A 19445-nucleotide genomic window follows, 5' to 3' on the forward strand; every position below is an offset into this window, starting at 1 on the left:
ACTAAAAAAATGTTTTATCAGTAGAGGTGCTAAAGGGTTGCTGGTATTGATACCATTAAGGGACTAAGGATTAGGGGCTAAGGCTTGGGTGACCACAACCTTATTTAGGAATGTACTGACTCCATGGCTCAGCACGAATGACTTTTGGCGTTTTGCTGATCACATCGAACTGACCATCGGCACGGATTTGACCGATCATGACAGGCTTCCATAAGTGATGATTTTCTTCATCCATTTTCAAGGTATATCCTGATGGCGCGTCAAAAGTCTGACCTCCCATACTAATACGCACTTTATCGACATCAGTAGTACCCGCTTTTTCAACCGCTTGTTTCCACATATTGATACCGACGTAAGTGGCTTCCATAGGATCATTGGTCACAACCTTTTCAGCATTCGGTAGCTTATGATCTAGCGCATATTTCTTATACTTTTTGGTGAAGGCGCTGTTAACGGGATTCTTAACCGACATAAAATAATTCCATGACGCTAAATGCCCTTGTAACAAGCTGGTATCGATACCACGAAGCTCTTCTTCTCCTACTGAGAATGCCATGACTGGAATGTCAGAGGCTTTAATACCTTGGTTGGCAAGCTCACGATAAAATGGCACGTTTGAGTCGCCATTAATGGTAGAGATAACTGCCGTCTTTTTACCGGTAGAGAAGCTTTTAATATTGCTAACGATAGTCTGATAGTTGCTAAAGCCAAATGGAGTATATTCTTCCATGATGTCTTTTTCAGCGACGCCTTTAGACTTTAAGAAAGCCCGTAAAATCTGATTGGTAGTACGGGGGTAGACATAATCTGTCCCAAGCAGTACAAAGCGTTCTGCACTACCGCCCTCTGGACTCATTAAGTATTCAACGGCAGGAATGGCTTGCTGGTTGGGAGCCGCACCAGTGTAAAAAATGTTTTCTGACTGCTCTTGACCCTCGTACTGCACAGGGTAGAACATGAGGCCATTTAACTCTTCAACGACAGGCAGCACTGACTTACGTGACACCGATGTCCAGCCACCAAATATCACATCAACTTTGTCTTGGGTTAATAGCTGACGAGCTTTTTCAGCGAATAACGGCCAATCAGAAGCGGGATCTACAACGACGGGCTCTAGCTGCTTACCTAACACGCCGCCATTGGCATTTATTTCATCAATGGTCATGAGGGCAGTATCTTTTAATGACGTTTCAGAGATGGCCATCGTTCCAGACAAAGAATGTAAGATACCCACTTTGATCGTATCGCCATTTGCCGCAGGGGTAGCAGAAGTCGCAGTTGTTTCAGTTTTTGTTGCTGTAGAGTTGGTTTCAGTATTGGTTTCAGCAGGTTTTTGACAACCAATCAGGCTTAAACTTCCTATAATGGCGACTGCTAATACAGATAAACGTGATGTCAATTTTGAATCGATACGATAGTTTGTATTGATAGGAGTAACAGTGATAAGAGTGGGCAACAAAGACATATATTTCTCCAAAAGATAAAGTAGCAGCTTGGTTAGGCTGAATGAACAGCCCATTCCTAACTACTATTAATACCTCAATATTTGTGCCAACCTAAAGTATAATAATTTGCACCAAAATCGTTCTTAATTAGAGGATATGGTTCTTTTTTGCACCATAAGCGTCTGGTTTAGAGAACCAAAGCTGTGCATAAAAAACGATTAGAGGGAAAGTAATGTGCTATTAAGTTTAAAAAGTGTGAACGGATGAGACTTATGCTATCAATCCTATAGGCATTAACTTGGAATATTTCACCTTTAGTCAATACCCAACAAGCCCGCCAGCGTATGTAGATAAAGTGACTCTATCCAAAATACCGACTGCCTCTTTACAGTGCTGAAAACACTGCTCAGCCTTACTGATTAGGCGCAGTTTATATATTGATCGAATAAAAAATAAAGTATTAATATTGTTCTACAAGTATTTAATAGAGGCAATCATGATCGCTGGACAGAGATCCACATGACAGGCATAGGCATAGGCATAGGCAGATAAAGTGTTCATCCGTGCCATTTCTATGAAAATAGGTAAATCCTAAGTGCTTATGAAAATAATGTATCGGTACTGGTCGTTGGTGCAGCAAGCGGCGTGGGCTCAATATTGACGCAACTATTATCAGTACAGCTTAAAGAGATGAGAGCGTATAATGGCTTAAAGACTTGGGCGCGGATCATGTGATTAATTACCGTAATCCTTTATATGATGAGCTGCAAAAGACTGGCATTACTGAAGTAGATTACGTTGTCAGTCTTAATAATACGGAAAAGCATTATGAAGAGATTATTAAGTGCTTAAAGCCACAAGGAAAGCTTGGACTTATTGATGATCCAGTCACACTGGACGTCATACCGCTTAAAATGAAAAGCTTAAGTTTACATTGGGAATTCATGTTTACCCGCTCAATATTCCAAACGCCTGACATGATTAAACAGCATCGTTTATTGATAGATGTAGCAAAAATAATTGATGCTGGCGAGATTAAAACCACCATCGCCCATCATATTGGTACGATAACGGCTGAGCACTTACGAGACACGCATCAAATGTTAGAAAACAGCCAAGCATATGGTAAGGTTGTACTAGAAGGCTGGCCTGTATAAGTTCTTAAAAACAAATGTTTTATACCGTCTAAAACAATCCCAATATTTGAACATAGGAAGCATTTATGAACACACAAGCAAACAAACCACTGACTATCGTTGCCACTATTAAAGCTAAACCTGAGCATGCCGAGCAGGTCAAATCTGAGCTGCTGACACTAACCGCAGCATCACAAGCGGATCAAGGTTGTATTCAATATATCTTGCATCAAGATAATGCGAATATGACTGGTTTCATCGTTTATGAGATTTGGGAAAACAACGAGTCGTTGCAGCAGCATGTACAAAGTCCGCATTTCCAAAATTATGTAAAAGTGACAGATGGGATGGTCGATGAGTTTATCATTACTGAGATGACGGCGATTTCATAAATGTAGCTAATTTTAAGTTTTTAGACGCTACTCAAAATCCATGGTTTTGTTCGATTACATTCGAATCTGATAGAGCAAAATCATGAGATTGACTTATACATGGCTAAGCGAACTACAACATAAAACATTTTCAAACTACAGTACAAATCCGTAAATTTACCCTGCCTAAGTAAAATATTTATTCGCTTATTTGTATCAGTACCAGTAAAATGCGAGACTGTTTTCTACACTAGTTTATGAGTAACCAATGATACGTTTAACTGAAATTAAATTGCCGTTAAATCATGCACCTGAAGATCTAACGACTGCTATAACGACAAAACTTAAAATTTCTGCTGAGCAAATGGCGTCATTTGTGATGTTTAAACGTGGTTATGATGCTCGTAATAAAAGAAATATCCAATTAATTTATACGTTAGACATCACACTGACCGACTCGGAGTTAGCCAATGATTTACTGGTTCAATTTGAGTCAGACAACCATGTTAAAGCAACACCAGATACCAGCTACAAATATGTAGGTGAAGCGCCAGAGAATTTAACTGAGCGTCCGGTTATTATTGGTTTTGGTCCGTGTGGATTAATGGCTGGACTTACTCTTGCCCAAATGGGTTTCAAACCTATTATCATTGAACGCGGTAATGAAGTAAGACAACGCACCAAAGACACTTTTGGCTTTTGGCGTCAGCGTAAATTAAACACAGAATCAAACGTACAATTTGGTGAAGGTGGAGCAGGCACCTTTTCTGACGGCAAATTATATAGCCAAGTGAAAGATCCAAATCATTACGGCCGTAAAGTCATGACAGAATTCGTAAAAGCGGGCGCACCAGATGAGATTTTATTTGTTAGTAAACCGCACATAGGTACTTATAAGTTAGTCACTATGGTAGAAAAAATGCGTGCCGAGATCATAGCGCTCGGTGGTGAAGTCCGTTTTGCTACTCGCGTAGACGACTTGCATATCACTGATTCAAAAGTAACAGGCGTGACACTTAATAGTGGCGAGATCTTAAAAACCAATCATGTCATTCTTGCTGTTGGTCATAGCGCCCGAGATACTTTTGAAATGATCCATGATAAAGGCGTGTATGTTGAAGCAAAACCTTTCTCAATTGGCTTTAGAATAGAACATAAGCAGTCGGCCATAGACAAAGCACGCTTTGGTGACAATGCTGGAAACGAAATACTCGGCGCTGCGGATTACAAACTGGTTCATCATTGTAAAAATGGTCGTTCTGTTTATAGCTTCTGTATGTGTCCAGGCGGAACCGTTGTTGCCGCCGCATCAGAAGAAGGCCGTGTTGTCACTAACGGCATGAGCCAATATTCAAGAAACGAGCGTAACGCCAACAGTGCTATTGTTGTCGGCATTGACCCAGAGCGAGATTACCCAAATCACCCTCTTGCTGGTATCGATTTACAAAGACAACTAGAAACCTTAGCGTTTGAATTGGGCGGCAAAGACTACAGTGCACCAGCGCAAACCATTGGTGATTTCTTAAAAGGAAAGCCAGACTCAGAATTAGGCGATGTAAAACCCTCTTACACACCGGGTATTACCTTAACTGACTTAAGCAAAGCGTTACCTGACTTTGCGGTGGATGCCATACGTGAAGCCATTCCAGCATTTAATAAAAAAATTAAAGGATTTTCATCTGACGACGGTTTACTCACTGGCGTAGAAACCAGAACATCGTCACCAATCAGCATTAAACGCAATAAAGAATTCCAAAGCATTAATACCAAAGGATTATTCCCTGCAGGCGAAGGCGCTGGCTACGCAGGTGGCATATTATCAGCAGGGATTGATGGTATTAAAGTGGCTGAAGCTGTGGCAAAATCGATGTTGAACATAGAGTAAGAGCGGCTGTAAATTGTAAGCAAACCCCAATATTAAAACGCTTACTTAGATAAAGACATGTGATCGGTAAAGCCTTTCAAGCTATAAAATATAAAGCTTGAAAGGCTTTTTTTTGCTTTGAAGGTATGCTGTATGAAAATGCATCGTAAGTTATGCAATGTTATGTTGTGATATATTAAGACATTAAAAACCCCAGAGCGTATAGGCTATGGAGTTCTATGATTGCTTATAAGAATGTTTGTTGGTGCGCCCACCAAGACTCGAACTCGGATCGATCGCTTAGGAGGCAACTGCTCTATCCTGTTGAGCTATAGGCGCATTATGGAGGGACATTGTAGAAAAAAGTAGGCATAAAAGCAATCAACAAAAGATAAATAGAAGCAATTTATCCTTACTCGCCATTACTAAGTGCATCAGCGACATCTTCTCCATTGTCGCCTAATGGTTTTTTGGCTTGTGAGGTAGGCCTAAATAAATCGTCAACACTGTTTTTATAACCTTCGATATTGTAATAATCATATTTTTTTAATATGTCTTGCCCCGTACTTGAGAGCAAAAAGTTACGAAAATTAATCGCCACAGTATTATGCGTCAGGGTAACACCATCAAGCGCATGCTCATCTTTCAAGGCATAGCTAAAAGAACTCAGACGACGCGCTTCGGCATTGTCTGATGTATTTGTAGCAATGTCTGCTTCGCTAAACAGATCACTTACATTCAGGCTAGCATCACTATCTTGATTGGCATTATCAGTATCAATATTGCTCTGATTGCGCTTGTCTTGAGCATCTTTAAGCTTGGTTTGTAAGGGTAGTAGGTGCTCGCTTGGTAAGATATTATCAGCAATAATTATGTCGGCATGAGTGACAACAGGCGCACTCTCATTGCCATTATGATTGTTATTTGGCAAAGTTAATAGTGCTGTAGAATTGACATAATTTGTGAAAACTTGCACATGAGGATAGCGGGATTCGAAACTTGTGATCACATGGTCTAATGGTATTTGTAGACTGTCTTCTATTTGCAAATATAAGGTACGATCAGCGCTAGTATCTGCATCCTCATCAGTGCCTTCTGCTATCGTCTCACTCTCGCTTGCCAAAATAGGCAGTGGATCCATGTTTTTACGGTTGCTACTCCACAACCAAGTAAAAACGGCGATGAGTATCATCAGCAGTAGCAAAAGCAGGCCAGCCAATAGCAGTTTATAGTCTTTCATAGATTATCGTTCTTATTTTGGTGTATTTGATTTAGGCTTAAATGACCTATAGCACATAACTTTTCGGCTAACATTGCTGCTAAAAACTAAGCTATTTATACAATACTTCCTCGACCAAATCCGCTAGCATTTCAGCGAAAACATCCGTTTTTTCTGTTGCTTGAATGCTATCGTTTTGCTTACTTACTTTTTTAGATTCTTGAGTTTGCGTACCGCTGTTCTGCTCAGCGCTATTATCATTATTGGCTGAGGTTGATGTACTGTCTTGCGGCGCAATAGATCTGGTTTCGCTATTTGTAGTCGTGCTTGTCGTAGTATGCGCGGCTAATGGGGATTCACCTATTGTTAATTGGTCTTTTAACCAGTCAAAACCGTGGCTCTCCCACCATGCTTCGAAGCGTGGTAGTGTAATGCCGCGTACTGCCATAGGCAAGTTTAGTGTTCGCAGCTTTTGTGCCAACACTGGATCTTGGATAGCTTGATGACGACTTAGATACAAGGCATCGGGGGAACCTTGATAAGGTTGCCTACGCTGCCACGATAGCTCATCAATTTTCATACGAGGCAATTGCCATAATTCCCCTCGATAGTAGACTACATAGACACGTCGTTCAAGGTGGATAAAGAGGGCATCGATAGGGCGCAGGGGCATAAGATTAAGTTGTCTCGTCGTTAAGAAGCTCATTTAAAAAATCAGCGACATCCGTTGTCGTAGGCTATGTCATCCTTGGTTTATAAACTGGTAAACCACTGGGAACAGTGGCACACTAATCGGGTGATGCGATTGGTGGTTATATCAGCTATTAATTATAACTACTGTCAATGGATTTACTATGATTATGCTAGCAGAAATATTACTCAGTAACGACTGCCAAACATGGATTGATGAGTATCGTTTGTGGCATTGTTATTGTACTCAAAGCTTTTATCATTAACGTTGGTGCGCTATTTTAACCCTATGTTATCTATTAACCCCCTTATTCTTTTATCACTTCAATCAGATTGCCCTTCTATGTTTAAAATAATTCAGTCACACCGTACCGAAAACCTCGTTGATCAACTGCTTGTGCAATATCAGTCTAAGGATCAGCCTGTTTTTGAGCCTTTTATTGTCATTGTGCCTTCAATGGTATTGGGCGATTGGTTGGACAAAACCATTGCTAGCCGTGCTGGAATTAGCACGTTGGTGCGTACTAAGTTTTGGGGTCAGTATCAGTGGACACTCATGCAGGATGTGTTAACCCGTCATAATACGTATTTATTGGCTCAAAATCCTGAAGCGGCAACCTTGAATGTACCAGAAGTGGCGGTGCTGTCGCCCACAGTGATGCAATGGCGCTTGTTTGGCTATTTAACCTATTACCAAGAGGTGATTGTTGCCGATGAAAAGCATCCGGTTAACCCATTATTAGCGTCTTTGATTGATGAGCCGCATGAAGGTGCTCAACAAGGTAATTTAGGACAAGACAATTTAAAACAGAACATGACAAAAGACAAGGCGCAACAAGACGCCCGTATCTGGCAGCTGGCAAGTGATTTGGCAAGAGTGTTTAACCGCTACTTAACCCATCGTGAGGATTGGTTGGCGCTATGGTCGTATAACAAACCTCTGAATGTGGATGAATTAATAGCGGATAAAGATGCATTGTCACTACGCTTTGATAAATATGCGCGTGGCACGCCTGAATGGTTGGTTGAGCATTATGTTGAGTTGGAAGCTGCTCAGCGCTTCTTATGGTCGCATTTATTTGCTGATGTTCATCTACACCGTGTGGCACTTGAGGATGTCTTCTGGTCGGCTTTAGCAGCTAACACCGCGGATGAGCGCGCTCAGTTGCCCAAAGTACTGCGCATTTTTACCATTCAGCAACTGCCACAGACCGAGCTAGATTTTTTGCAGCGTTTATCGAAGTACATGAATATCACGCTATTGCATTACAACCCATCAAAGCTGTTTTGGGCCGATATCGTTGATAAATCTTGGTTACAGCGTCAACAAATTATCAACCCTGAAAGTGTGTTTTTACGGGATTATGGTCACAGTTTACTGTCGCGTTTGGGCAAGCAGTCGCGCGATACCTTTGCCATGCTTGCTAATTTGTCGGGCAATGAGCAGTACCAAGAAGAAATAGTAGAGTGGCAAGATAGCTTCGATGTTGGCGATATTAGCGATGATGGTTTAGATAATGATTGGAATGATGAGTTTGGGACTAGTGTTGATGACAGAGCCTATGAGGAGGCTAACAGTTCTCAAGCTACGCAAAATAGTCCAAGCTTATTAAGACGTTTGCAAAATGACGTTTTAATGCTTGATGAGCAATCGACCCAACAAGCAACGGCCGCTACAGTCTCGCAAGCAGTGAGTCAGCAAATAGCGTCGAGCCTTGATGGAGATAAACAAGAGACGGCTTGGTATGACGATGAGGCTTTGGAGAATAAGCGTTTTGAGAAGAATCGTTTTTGGGCAATCTCTTCGCAAGATAATAGCCTAAGCGTTCATTCGTGCCATAGTTTGCAGCGCCAGCTTGAAGTGTTGCGTATCATGATTGGGCGCTGGTTAAATGAACCTATCAAAGCGAGTGAGAAAAAACGCCATATATCTGACATTGTGGTGTTACTACCCGATGTTGAGCGTCATCATGCGCTGATTGGCTCTATCTTTGTCAATGGCAGAGGTCAAGATGGTTTGACCTTACCTGCTAAAGTCACTGGTGTTGTCGATGCTGATATTCGGCAGCTATGGGACGCGATTATTGGTTTTTATAAATTATTAGGCAGCCATAGTGCCCGTTTTGAAGCGGCTGAAGTCTTAGATTGGTTGATGCTGCCACCTTTGTTTGAAAGTTTTGGGCTGACTCATGAGCAGATGAGCCGTGGCTGTGATTTGTTGGTAGAGGCAGGCTTTATCCGCGGGTTTGATGAGCGGCATCTTAAGCAAACTTTGGATAGCAATGATTACGACTACCGCTTTAGCTTTGCGCAAGCGTTAGACAGATTAACATTAGGCTTAGTGATGCCAGAGGCTGAGTTGAGCGATTGTTTATACCCTTTAAATGAAGATGAATGGCCAAGTACTGCATTACCAGAAATGACCTTGCCATTGCCGCAAGTGAGCCTAAATGATGCGTTGATCGTTGAAGCGCTTTGCCGCATTTATACTGGCTTGGTCGCACGACGCAATGACCATACACAAAAAATGAAAGCGGAAGATTGGCTCGATCAGATTGAGAGACAAGTGATACATCGCTACTTTGGCGATGTGGATCAAACGCGTACCATGCGTGCTATCTACAACGCGATGAACGGCTTTAAATCTAGCTTGCGAGCCAATCGTCACTATAGACAGTACGCCAGTAGCGATAGCGACAATAGAGAAGTAGAGCAAAAGCTGGCAGGTGTGGAGCAGTTGCCACTAAAGCTGAGCTTTATGCTAGACAGTATTGAAAACGAGCTTGAAAGCCAGCAGGTCAGTGCGGAGCCGACTGGGGTGATTACTTTTGGTCGGTTTGGTGCGCTAAGAAACGTGCCGTTTGAGTTGGTGGTGATGCTCAATATGGATCTCTCTGAGTTTCCTGCGCGTGATCGTGATAACCGCTATGATTTGATGAAAGCGACCAATTCACGTCGCGGTGACAGAGTCAGCGAAGACGATGACAATGGTGCATTTTTAGATGCGCTGCTGTGTGCGCGTAGTGCTTGCTGGATGTTTTACAACGGTCAAAGTCTGACGGACACTCATGAGCACCTGCCAGCCAACCCAGTGAGCGAATTGCTACAGTTCTTGCAAGGTGAAGTACAGTGGCAGGTGAACTCGCTTGAAGACTTAGCAACATTATCAGAGAGTATTGATCCTACCACCGAGACTCTCAAGCGCTATTTGCCTAAATTGATTAAGCAATGGCTAGTGACTGAGCATCCTGCACTGCCTTTTCATGAGAGTCTGTTTGAAACAGAAATTGAAAGCAATGATATTTTTGAGCAAGCGTCTCCTGATATTGATGGCAATAACAATGCCAACGTCAATGCTCAGGATTCCAGCCCTGTCGATATGATTGATGAGCTGGATACTTTATTAAATAAAGCCATGCGCAAAACCAAACTGGCGCAAAAAAAGCAGTTTCCGCCTGCGCCGCTTTGGCAGTCAGTGTTTCATACTTTAAAAGGGCGAGTATCTAGTGAGCATGCGCAACTGGTGAGCTTACCCACAAAATCACAATATGAGTCAATCGCTAAGATACTTGGTCAAGGCTTGGGTCAGTTAGGTCGAGTAGACAATCAAACCTTGTCTGCATTGGCTGAAATGTTGGCGCTAGATACAGTTGTTGATGCTAGCGATGTCGGTAGCATGACGGAAGCGCTTACCCAAGCGGTATCTGATAGCATATTTAATATTGGAGAGATAGACATTGAAGGAGTATTGGCGTATCAAGTGCGCCATCCTGCCAAAGCGTTTTTGCGTACTCAAAAGGTGCATGTGGTGCAAGGTGAAGAAGCACTGTCGCAGCAAGAGCCGCTATTTTTAGACAGCTTGACGACCTATCAAATTAAAGCGCATTTGATTAAAGAGCTGGCGACCGATAATACTATTGCCAATACGACTGATGACAGCGCTAATCAAACCTTAATGTACCAAAAAATCATGCCAGCTGGTGTGGCTCGTCAAACCACGCTACCCAATCAACAACAAAAGCTGCAACAGCAATGTCTAGAGTTTAAAGAGCAGTTAATGGCTAATGGCTTTGATGAGAGTAGTATTATTAACGAAGGTGGAGCAGATAGCGCTACATTATTACAGCTACTGACACCAATCACCGAATATCCTGTTCAGATAGAGTTGGCAAAACTGTTCAATAGCACCAATAGCGAATCAAGCAACCAGACAGATATAGAGGGTATGGAAACACTGCTCAAGCTGTTGCCGAAAGTTATTAAGATAAAAGGCTCGGTGCCAATATTAGCATCAGTATCATTACCACCATCATCAGTGCCGCCAGATGCGCATGCCCGCCACACACATCTGCAGGCAGGTAAGACCTATGCTGAGCAATCACCCAAGCAATGGTTAAATATACTGCCCAACTCTGCTAGCCCTAGGCATTTACTCAAATTTTGGTTATCGCACTTGTATTGGCAGGTGGCCAGACGTACCACTGCTGAGCAAGTGGCTCTAAATGATGGTGTGAGTATTTGGCGCTTTAATAAGCCTAGCTCGCAAGTCAAAAAATATGACAAAATAATCGCCTTTAAACTAAGTCCCATTGTTTATGAAAACGCTGTGATAGAGCTGATGAAATGGGCGATTTTTGGCAAGCTAGTCGGTCAAGTGCCCATTACGTTATTGCCAGAATATGCACTCAATTACCTTGATAAGTACCTAAAGTTTGAAGCAAGTGAAGCCGGCAACTATTGGCCAAAACGTGCCGACTTCTCAGATTGGCTAAGACCTAACTATCAAGCAAACACGGTATACGATACGTGCTCTCAGCATGCCATTTGGCAGTACGTACTGCGTGATCAAGATGCGTTCAAAGCATTATCAGCAGCGTTGACTACCTTGGCACGACCATTGTATGAGCCAATGTTTACCGCGTTAATTGACTTAGACGGCTAATTAGAGCGTGTCTTCAATTCATTCTAGTCATTTAGAATCATTAATTTTTGCTCTCTTGCTCTAATAGATAATAATTAAAAGTATCCGCCCTTATGACAGACTTTACCGACCCAACCAGTATCAGTGACCTTTCTACACAGTCTACGCAACCACATTTATTCGATGAGTACTCGGATGAGCTGCCTCACGCCAATCCTATATCTGATCAAAAAGCGGATGTAATACCAGCAGTTGATGTTGCTCTAACAGGCAAGCATTTAATTGAAGCCTCAGCTGGTACTGGCAAAACGTGGACATTAACTGGTATCGTGCTGCGTCTGCTGATTGAAGCGCGGCGTGCGCCAGAGCAAATCATCGCCACGACCTTTACTCGCGCTGCCGCAGCTGAAATGCGTCAGCGTATTCATGACCGTTTGGTAGATTTCTATCAATTATTACAATGGGTCAATAGCCTAAGTGCTGATACTAGCAATAAAGAGCGTTTATACCCCAATATATTGCAAGTTATGCCTGAGGGTAATAAAGACGCACAAGTAGGCAGTAGTTCAGATGTAGATGCAAACGCTGAGACAGGTATTGACGATTTAAATCAAGACCTTGCTGCTGATAAGCAAGCGGCAGCAGAGAAACGTAAACAGGCAAAGAAAGACCGCGAAGATTGGCTGGTTAATCAGGCCAAATATGTGCGTTTAGATGGCATTATGCAAGATCCTATTAACTTGCATCTCGTCGGTTATTTGCTAGATCACGTGTACAGTTACCCTATGGCGGAAGCTATCAGGCGTACCGCATTGGTACTCACCACATTAGATAAGCTGTTCGTAGGCACGCTTGATAGCTTGGCGCAAAAATGGCTGACGGAATATAGTAGCGAGACGGGTCATCAGCAAGGCATGGGTATTATTGAAGACAGCAGTATTGAGCAGGTGACTGACAGTATCATTCATGATGAGCTGCGTCAGTTCCAAAGCAGGTTGTATCACGAGGAGCCAAAGCTGTATGCATTGATGGATCAGCAAGGCAAATTGACTGCCGTTAGTGATCATAAGAAGTATGTGACTCGCTCGCTTAACTTTATTTCAGCACCTATTGATGAGATAAGACATGAGAAAAGCTTTGACTTTGTTGCATATGAAAAGCTAATCAAGGAGTTTTCTCAGCTAGATTTAGCAGATATCCAGCCTTATTTAAATCCTGATTATAGAAAAGCTCAAGGGTTTAATGGGCGTTCTAACTTAACCAACCAATTTGATGCCCTTATTGAGGTGCATCAAAAGATAATAGAACATCAGCTGGCATTTACCAATTATTTAAATGAACGTGAAAACAAGATTCTTACCGCATTGCAGGATTCCAGATATCCTAATGAAGACGGCAAGATTAAGAATTTTAATAAAAATAAAGAAAAAGAGCATCAGACCCTATTTGAGCTAGAGACCATTAGTAAATTAATGGCTCTTTTAGATATGGTTGACGGCTTAAATCAGCATATTTTATTGGTATTATCCAATCTTAACCGCCATATCGTGCTGGCGGTACGTGACAGATTGCCCGTTATTTTAGAAGAGCGCGGCGAGACCACCTTTAGTCTGCAAATGGTACGCTTAAACCAAGCATTAACTGGTCGGCAAGGAGAGAAGCTGGCACGTTATATTCGTCACCACTATCCTGTGGCATTGATTGATGAATCGCAAGATATCAATGGCGAGCAAGCCATTATGATTGAAAGTATTTATTTGCCAAAGAACAAACGTAAACAATCTAGCACTAAAAAATCCAGTCAGGAGTTTTTGCTATTGGTTGGTGACCCCAAGCAAGCTATTTATGGGTTTCGTGGTGGCGATGTGGCCAACTATAACTATATGAAAGCTCAGTTTGATAAAAGTGCCCTATGGACGCTTGATATCAACCGTCGTTCAAATGCGGGTGTGATTAACGCACTAAACTGTTGGTTTGGCATGGCTGATGCAACCACTGGCGAGAATACGTTAGCTCAATTAGGCACAGGTATTTATTACCAGCACATCAAAGCTGAAAAAATGGACAATCAGCTGTCTTGGTTTAATGAGTCAGATAAGCTGGACAACGTGTTGGTCACAGAGGTGCTCTCTGCTCAGCCAGTGAGTGTGTTGCACCTGCCTTATGATAAGGACAAAGAGCTTGAGTACGATGAGCATGAAATCACTGCGCGCCATATAGCCACTTTGCTTAACAGTGGTCAGACATTAAAAGGCAAACCGATTCAGCCGAGCGATATCGGCGTGCTGGCACGTGCCAAAAAAGATTTAAAACGGGTGGAAGACGAGCTAGTAAAGCTCAATGTGCCGACCTTGACCACCAGTGATGTCAGCATCTTTGAGACGATTATGGCAGAAGATGTGGCAGCACTACTAAGCGCCATGTTATATCCCTATCGTCATGACATGATTAATCGGGTGTTGACCAGTCATCTGTATGGTCTGAGTATTAAAACTATCAAAGCCATGATGACGGATCATGAGTCAGGAATAGTCGAGGGCAGCAATACCGCGCTAAGCTCCGATTCAAATAGCTTTAATTCTAAAAATACAGCAGCTACTGATAATAAAAAAAGCTATCAAGACTTTATTACTTATCTAAAGGAAGGCGCTCAGCGTTGGCAGCACTTTGGCATATTATCGGCACTACATTACTTGTTAGATAAGAATCCAATGCAGCCGCAAGGCGTTTGGCAAGCGTTGGCTGCTCATCCAGAAGGCGATCGTCATATCATGGATTTGCGTCATGTGATGGATATTATGGCGCAGTATGGTATTGGCATGGGTGAGCATGAGCTATTGGCATGGTTTAGACAACACATAGATGCAGCGCCCAGTAGTGATTGGGCCAAGCAATATCCGCTACCGACAGAATCTGGCGTGCAGCTGATGACCATTCATAAGTCAAAAGGGCTCGAGTTCCCCATTGTCTATGTGCTAGGTATGGGCGATGCCAGTAGGAAGTCAGGCAATAAGGAAGACTATGGGCTGTATCTGTATAACGCGCAACAAGCGCCTTCAGCGTTAGTGCAGCAGTCGATAGATAATCAAGCAATGGGAAATCAGCGCCGTTTCTCACCATTGCAAGGCTCTGCCACTGTCGAGGATTACTATACCAATATCGAGACGCAAGAAGGTTTTGATGAGATACGGCGGCTTGGCTATGTGGCATTTACTCGGGCCAGTGAGCAGCTTTATGTCGTGCTACGAGATCCTAGTAATAAAACAGGGTTTGAGTTAAAGCCAGTGTTTTATTGGTTTGACTCCGAAGAGCCAAAGTTTGAATTGCCTGATAGACTCAAAGGTATCATAGGTATGCTCAGAGGGCATGAAGTTAATGAGTTCTATAACAATAACCGTGCTACCGCTAAAGCAGGCGCATTAACGGAAAATGAATCGCCTAATTTGATTAGACCTAAAACAGAGCCTATTAAGTATGATGATTTTTCAGAAGTTATGAAAACCAACTATTTTTATGGGTGGGCCAAGACCAGCTTTACCGCTTTGGCGCGTCAGCTAGATGAATCAACACAGACAATGGCGGTGATGGATGAGCGTATTGATGATGCGATAGACATCGATATGCCAGAAGCTTCAATTTCGGCTGTACCATCACTGCATAATAACGACTCTCTTGAACAAGCCGGTGAGCTAAATCTCAAGTCAGAAGATGATATCCGTTTTACTTTTGTCAAAGGCGCTAATGCCGGTACATTTTTGCATGAGATATTTGAAAAAATTGATTTCAACAATAAAGCGCAGTGGTCTCAAGTTATCGATAGAGCCATCAGTAGTTATCAGCTGCCGCTGGTGTATAGCAGTGCTGAAACCCAAAGCCGTCGATTGCAAGCAAAGACGCAAGAGCAAGGTAATGACGTTAATACTGATTCATTTAATCTTAACTCAGTAGACGCTAGCAAACATGAGGCGTTGATGGACTGGATTGAAGAGGTCTTAGATGCGCCATTATTGGCCTCCAAGCAACCTTTGCGCTCTATTGATGCAGGTCAACGATTTGCTGAATTAGAGTTTAATATGGGGCTATCAGAGAACTTTAAGGCACAAGATATTACTAGACTCTTTCAGCAGTATTTGCCTGATGAGACCGACAAACATGTCACGCTGGTTGCGCAAAACAAAGCGTATTTGTATCGTTATCTACGCGGTGAAATTGACTTGGTGTATGAGCATGCTGGCATGTATTACGTCGTCGATTACAAGAGTAATTTTTTAGGAAATAGCCTAAGTGATTATGATGAAAACACGCTCAAGCAAGCAATGTCCAAGGCGGGATATTGGTTACAAGCAGCGATTTACCAAGTGGCTTTGCATCGATTCCTAGCTATGCGAATCAGTAATTATGCAGGCAATGAAGATAAATACTTGGGTGCTGTTGAATATGTCTTTTTACGCGGCGTATATGATCCGAACGTTAAAGCCGCCTCGAATGAGTCACAAAATGCTAATAAGTCGGACGGTAGCGAATTAAAGATTAACAGCTCCTATGGATTAGTCACTTGGGATATACCCATCGATTTTATTAAAGCACTAGATACGTTGTTTGGCAGACCAGATTGACAGATTTTGAGTAATGATTGACTGCATGAACATTGTTATACCTTTTAACCAAATCTAAAAAGAGACAAGCATACGATGAGCAATAATCTATGAATAATAATAAGAGCAGGGCGGATATAAGCTTACAAGAGAGCTGGGCTAGTAACCTCAGTAATTATATTTTGCTACGCCGTCAGCAGACGCAGGTAGCCTATAACACAATCGATGATAATTCTGATACTGATGATGGTAGCGCCAAAATAGACAAAACTGAAGACAGTGGGTTATTTAGCGCCTTATTCGTTATGTTGGCGACTCATTTGGAAGAAGGGCATACCGTTTTAACCATTGAATCGGCTGCGAATGAAACACCGCGACAAGGTCATATCAATGGCGAGTTAGTGACGCTACATGTGTGGCAGCAGCAATTGTTAGAGGTGTTAGCAATGCCAATCCTTGCGCTAATCGATACTCAAGTAGACAGCCAATCAGAAGATGATGCTACACCTGAGACGTCGCTATTTGTCTTGTTAGAAACTCTGTTTAACAAGCAATCTCAACTATGGGCACAGCTAACACTCAGTAATCATGAAAAAGAGGTGTTAGATAAACGCTTTGATATGGTGACTACGCTATATCAGTTGTTGAAAAATAGCGACTTTGAATCTTTCGTTCAGTCACTTCATAAGCATACGTTATTCGCCGATGTTGACACCAATACTCAGTGTAACACTAATAAAAATAGCCTAAGCAAAAGTAATCAACCTATTATTTATCGGCTTATTAATAACCAAGAGGCTGATGAGCAAAATACCTCCATCACTTTTTGGTTGCATCGAGCTTGGCAAGCCGAGTTCAACTTAGCAAAAAATATCAATAACATTCTGAATCAGCAAGTCAGCCCTTTACAAATAGCAATACCTGAAAACCTTCATGAGCACCAAGTGAAGGCGATTAATGTCGCTAATAACAACGCCTTTAGTATTATTACAGGTGGTCCCGGCACAGGTAAAACCTATACCGTTGCTCAGTTAGTCATCGCGCTGCAACAGGCCGCAGAGAGTAGGGATGGTGAACATAAAAGTATTAGATTCAGCACTGATAGCGCCAGTCTAGCGTTAGCCGCGCCAACGGGTAAGGCAGCACAGCGCATGCAAGAGTCGCTGCAGGCGGCGTTAGACACAGCTGGTGTTGAGCTACAGTTGCAAGAAGCAAAAACGATACATCGCTTGTTAGGTATTGGTCGGACGGGTAGACCGCGTTACGATGCCCATAACCCGCTTGGCGAAGATATTATAATCGTTGATGAGGCATCAATGCTTGGGGTGGAGCTAGCGAATTATCTTGTCAGTGCGGTAAAGCCTGGTGCAAGGTTGATATTATTAGGCGATGCGAACCAGTTAGCAGCGGTCGATGCAGGCGCTGTATTGGCGGATTTATGCCGTATTCCACTATTGCAATCCATTCATGCAGAGCTGACAGAGAGCCGTCGATTTACGGCAGACTCGGGGATTGGCAAGCTTGCTTATCAAATTAATAAAACAGAGACAGATACCCAAGTTATTTGGCAGTTATTAAATCAAGATAACGCGCTAAGTTTTCAGTATGTTAATAACGTAAACACCCTACAAACAGAAGTGCTTCAAAACAGCAAGACAAAAAATAGCCTAAGCAATAATAAAATTATCTCAGAACTAAATTTGAATTACCAAACATACCAGAACAAAGTAAGAACTCTGTTAGAAAGTCCGATCGAAAAATCCATGCCAGAAACCGTTAAAAACACCATTGCTTCATTAATGAAAATATTCAACCAATTTAGAATATTAACTGCTGGTCATAATGGTGAGTGGGGCGATCACTACATTAATAATATTCTCACTCAATGGCATCTTGCTGAGCTCAAGTTACCACTGGGTCAAAACACATGGTTCCATGGTCGTCCTGTTATGGTGCTGCAAAATAACTATGAGCTTGGATTGTTTAATGGTGATATTGGTTTTTGCTTGCAGACAAGCGATGAAAGAAGTCGATTAGAGGTTTTCTTTGAAAATAAAACGCAGGGGATTGCGGTCAATTTGTTAAATGAAGAAGTGATTGCCACAGCTTATGCGATGACCATTCATAAATCACAAGGCTCTGAGTTTGATCATGTGGCTATTACTTTTGACAATAGTCATGCAAGATTGCTGAGTAAAGAACTTATCTATACGGCAGTGACCCGTGCTAAAGAAAAGGTAACCATTTATAGTACCAAACACGCTTTTGAGAAAGCCGTTCAAACACCCACTGAGCGCCACACGGGTTTGGCATTACAGTTTTAGTTGCCTCGTATAGATAATCAAAATATACTAAAAACGCTATGGTATTGCTGATATCAATTTTTTGTCGCCTCTGTCTGCGCAGGCACAGCAAGCAAGAAAAATTGATATCAGCAGTGCGTGATGGTTCGATATTACTTTTCACTGACTATATTTAACAAACAGTATAGTTAGGCATTAAAAAAGCATCCAAATCGGATGCTTTTTTAAAATTCAAATACGAAGATTTAGACTTTGTCTTCTTTAATGGCGTAGATACCCGGTAGATGACGCAGGTAACCATGAAAATCCATACCACAACCGTAGACATAACGGTCCGCGACATCAATACCAACAAAATCAACGTCAAAACCTTCTACTTTGCGATCATGTTGTTTATTAAGTAGTACGCAAGACTCGATAGAGAGAGGCTTTTCTTTACTCAATTCTTCAACCACTGCTTTTAGAGTAATACCTTCGTCAAAAATATCATCGATCAACAAGACGTGCTCGCCCCCAATGCTGACATCAGGCTTAAACTTCCAATCAAGCTCGTTGGTCCCTTCATTATCACGATAGCGCGAAGCGTGGATATAGTGCATACGATGATAAAAAGTCAGGTGAGTGAGTAGTTGACCGGCTGGGATAAGACCACCGTTCATAACCACCATCACGATTGGGTTTAGACCAGCATAGTGTAGGTTGAGTTGGGCGGCAAGACGCTCATAAGCAGCGGCTACTTCGATACTGCTGATAAGGCACTCTGAGTTGCGCAGGGTTTTTTCGATTTCTTGATTACTAATTTGGGTCATGAGTTGCGCCTTCGATAAAAGTGCCGCCTATTTTAGCAAATTTTAGCAAATTTGCCCAACACTACCGCCTTAATAAAAACATAATAGTTTCT

Annotated in this window: 10 protein-coding genes and 1 tRNA gene; 6 read left to right on the plus strand and 5 right to left on the minus strand. The window is 42.3% G+C overall.

Annotated features, from left to right (window positions below; genetic code table 11):
- Nucleotides 1-100 precede the first annotated feature (100 nt).
- The gene (gene urtA / locus AAEY80_RS05065; protein ID WP_201576477.1) at nt 101-1411 is read right to left on the minus strand and encodes an urea ABC transporter substrate-binding protein; all 1311 of its coding nucleotides are present in this window, start codon (nt 1409-1411) and stop codon (nt 101-103) included.
- Between the two features lie 750 nt (nt 1412-2161).
- On the opposite strand from urtA, the gene AAEY80_RS05070 reads away from it, so the two are divergent.
- The 3 genes from AAEY80_RS05070 (at nt 2162) to AAEY80_RS05080 (ending at nt 4837) form a co-directional block, all read left to right on the plus strand.
- Nucleotides 2162-2602: a zinc-binding dehydrogenase gene (locus AAEY80_RS05070; protein WP_265088730.1), complete on the plus strand. Its 441-nt coding sequence runs from the start codon at nt 2162-2164 to the stop codon at nt 2600-2602.
- 65 nt (nt 2603-2667) lie between these two features.
- Nucleotides 2668-2973, plus strand: a complete 306-nt coding sequence (locus tag AAEY80_RS05075) for a putative quinol monooxygenase (RefSeq protein ID WP_025652866.1) — start codon at nt 2668-2670, stop codon at nt 2971-2973.
- A gap of 247 nt (nt 2974-3220) precedes the next feature.
- The gene (locus AAEY80_RS05080) at nt 3221-4837 is read left to right on the plus strand and encodes an NAD(P)/FAD-dependent oxidoreductase (RefSeq protein WP_350587977.1); all 1617 of its coding nucleotides are present in this window, start codon (nt 3221-3223) and stop codon (nt 4835-4837) included.
- Between the two features lie 242 nt (nt 4838-5079).
- Here the strand turns inward: AAEY80_RS05080 and AAEY80_RS05085 are convergent.
- The 3 genes from AAEY80_RS05085 to AAEY80_RS05095 all read right to left on the minus strand — a co-directional run bounded on the left by AAEY80_RS05085 (nt 5080) and on the right by AAEY80_RS05095 (nt 6708).
- Nucleotides 5080-5155 (minus strand) — tRNA-Arg (locus AAEY80_RS05085).
- A 73-nt stretch (nt 5156-5228) separates the two neighbouring features.
- A complete protein-coding gene (locus tag AAEY80_RS05090) occupies nt 5229-6056 on the minus strand; it encodes a hypothetical protein (protein WP_201616607.1) in 828 nt (275 codons plus the stop codon).
- 91 nt (nt 6057-6147) lie between these two features.
- A complete protein-coding gene (locus tag AAEY80_RS05095; protein WP_173239764.1) occupies nt 6148-6708 on the minus strand; it encodes a hypothetical protein in 561 nt (186 codons plus the stop codon).
- Nucleotides 6709-7068: 360 nt separating this feature from the next.
- Between AAEY80_RS05095 and AAEY80_RS05100 the strand changes: the two genes are divergently transcribed.
- The 3 genes from AAEY80_RS05100 (at nt 7069) to recD (ending at nt 18565) form a co-directional block, all read left to right on the plus strand.
- Nucleotides 7069-11667: an exodeoxyribonuclease V subunit gamma gene (locus AAEY80_RS05100; protein ID WP_350587978.1), complete on the plus strand. Its 4599-nt coding sequence runs from the start codon at nt 7069-7071 to the stop codon at nt 11665-11667.
- Between the two features lie 92 nt (nt 11668-11759).
- Nucleotides 11760-16262 carry a UvrD-helicase domain-containing protein gene (locus tag AAEY80_RS05105; protein ID WP_350587979.1) on the plus strand — a complete coding sequence of 1501 codons (4503 nt, stop codon included), beginning with the start codon at nt 11760-11762 and terminating at the stop codon, nt 16260-16262.
- 89 nt (nt 16263-16351) lie between these two features.
- Nucleotides 16352-18565 carry an exodeoxyribonuclease V subunit alpha gene (recD, locus tag AAEY80_RS05110; RefSeq protein WP_350587980.1) on the plus strand — a complete coding sequence of 738 codons (2214 nt, stop codon included), beginning with the start codon at nt 16352-16354 and terminating at the stop codon, nt 18563-18565.
- A 224-nt stretch (nt 18566-18789) separates the two neighbouring features.
- Here the strand turns inward: recD and AAEY80_RS05115 are convergent, their stop codons facing one another.
- Complete coding sequence (locus AAEY80_RS05115; protein ID WP_201616603.1) at nt 18790-19353, minus strand: hypoxanthine-guanine phosphoribosyltransferase; 564 nt, start codon at nt 19351-19353, stop codon at nt 18790-18792.
- Nucleotides 19354-19445 lie beyond the last annotated feature (92 nt).

This window comes from Psychrobacter sp. 78a-MNA-CIBAN-0178, assembly GCF_040309625.1.
Taxonomy (GTDB): domain Bacteria; phylum Pseudomonadota; class Gammaproteobacteria; order Pseudomonadales; family Moraxellaceae; genus Psychrobacter; species Psychrobacter okhotskensis.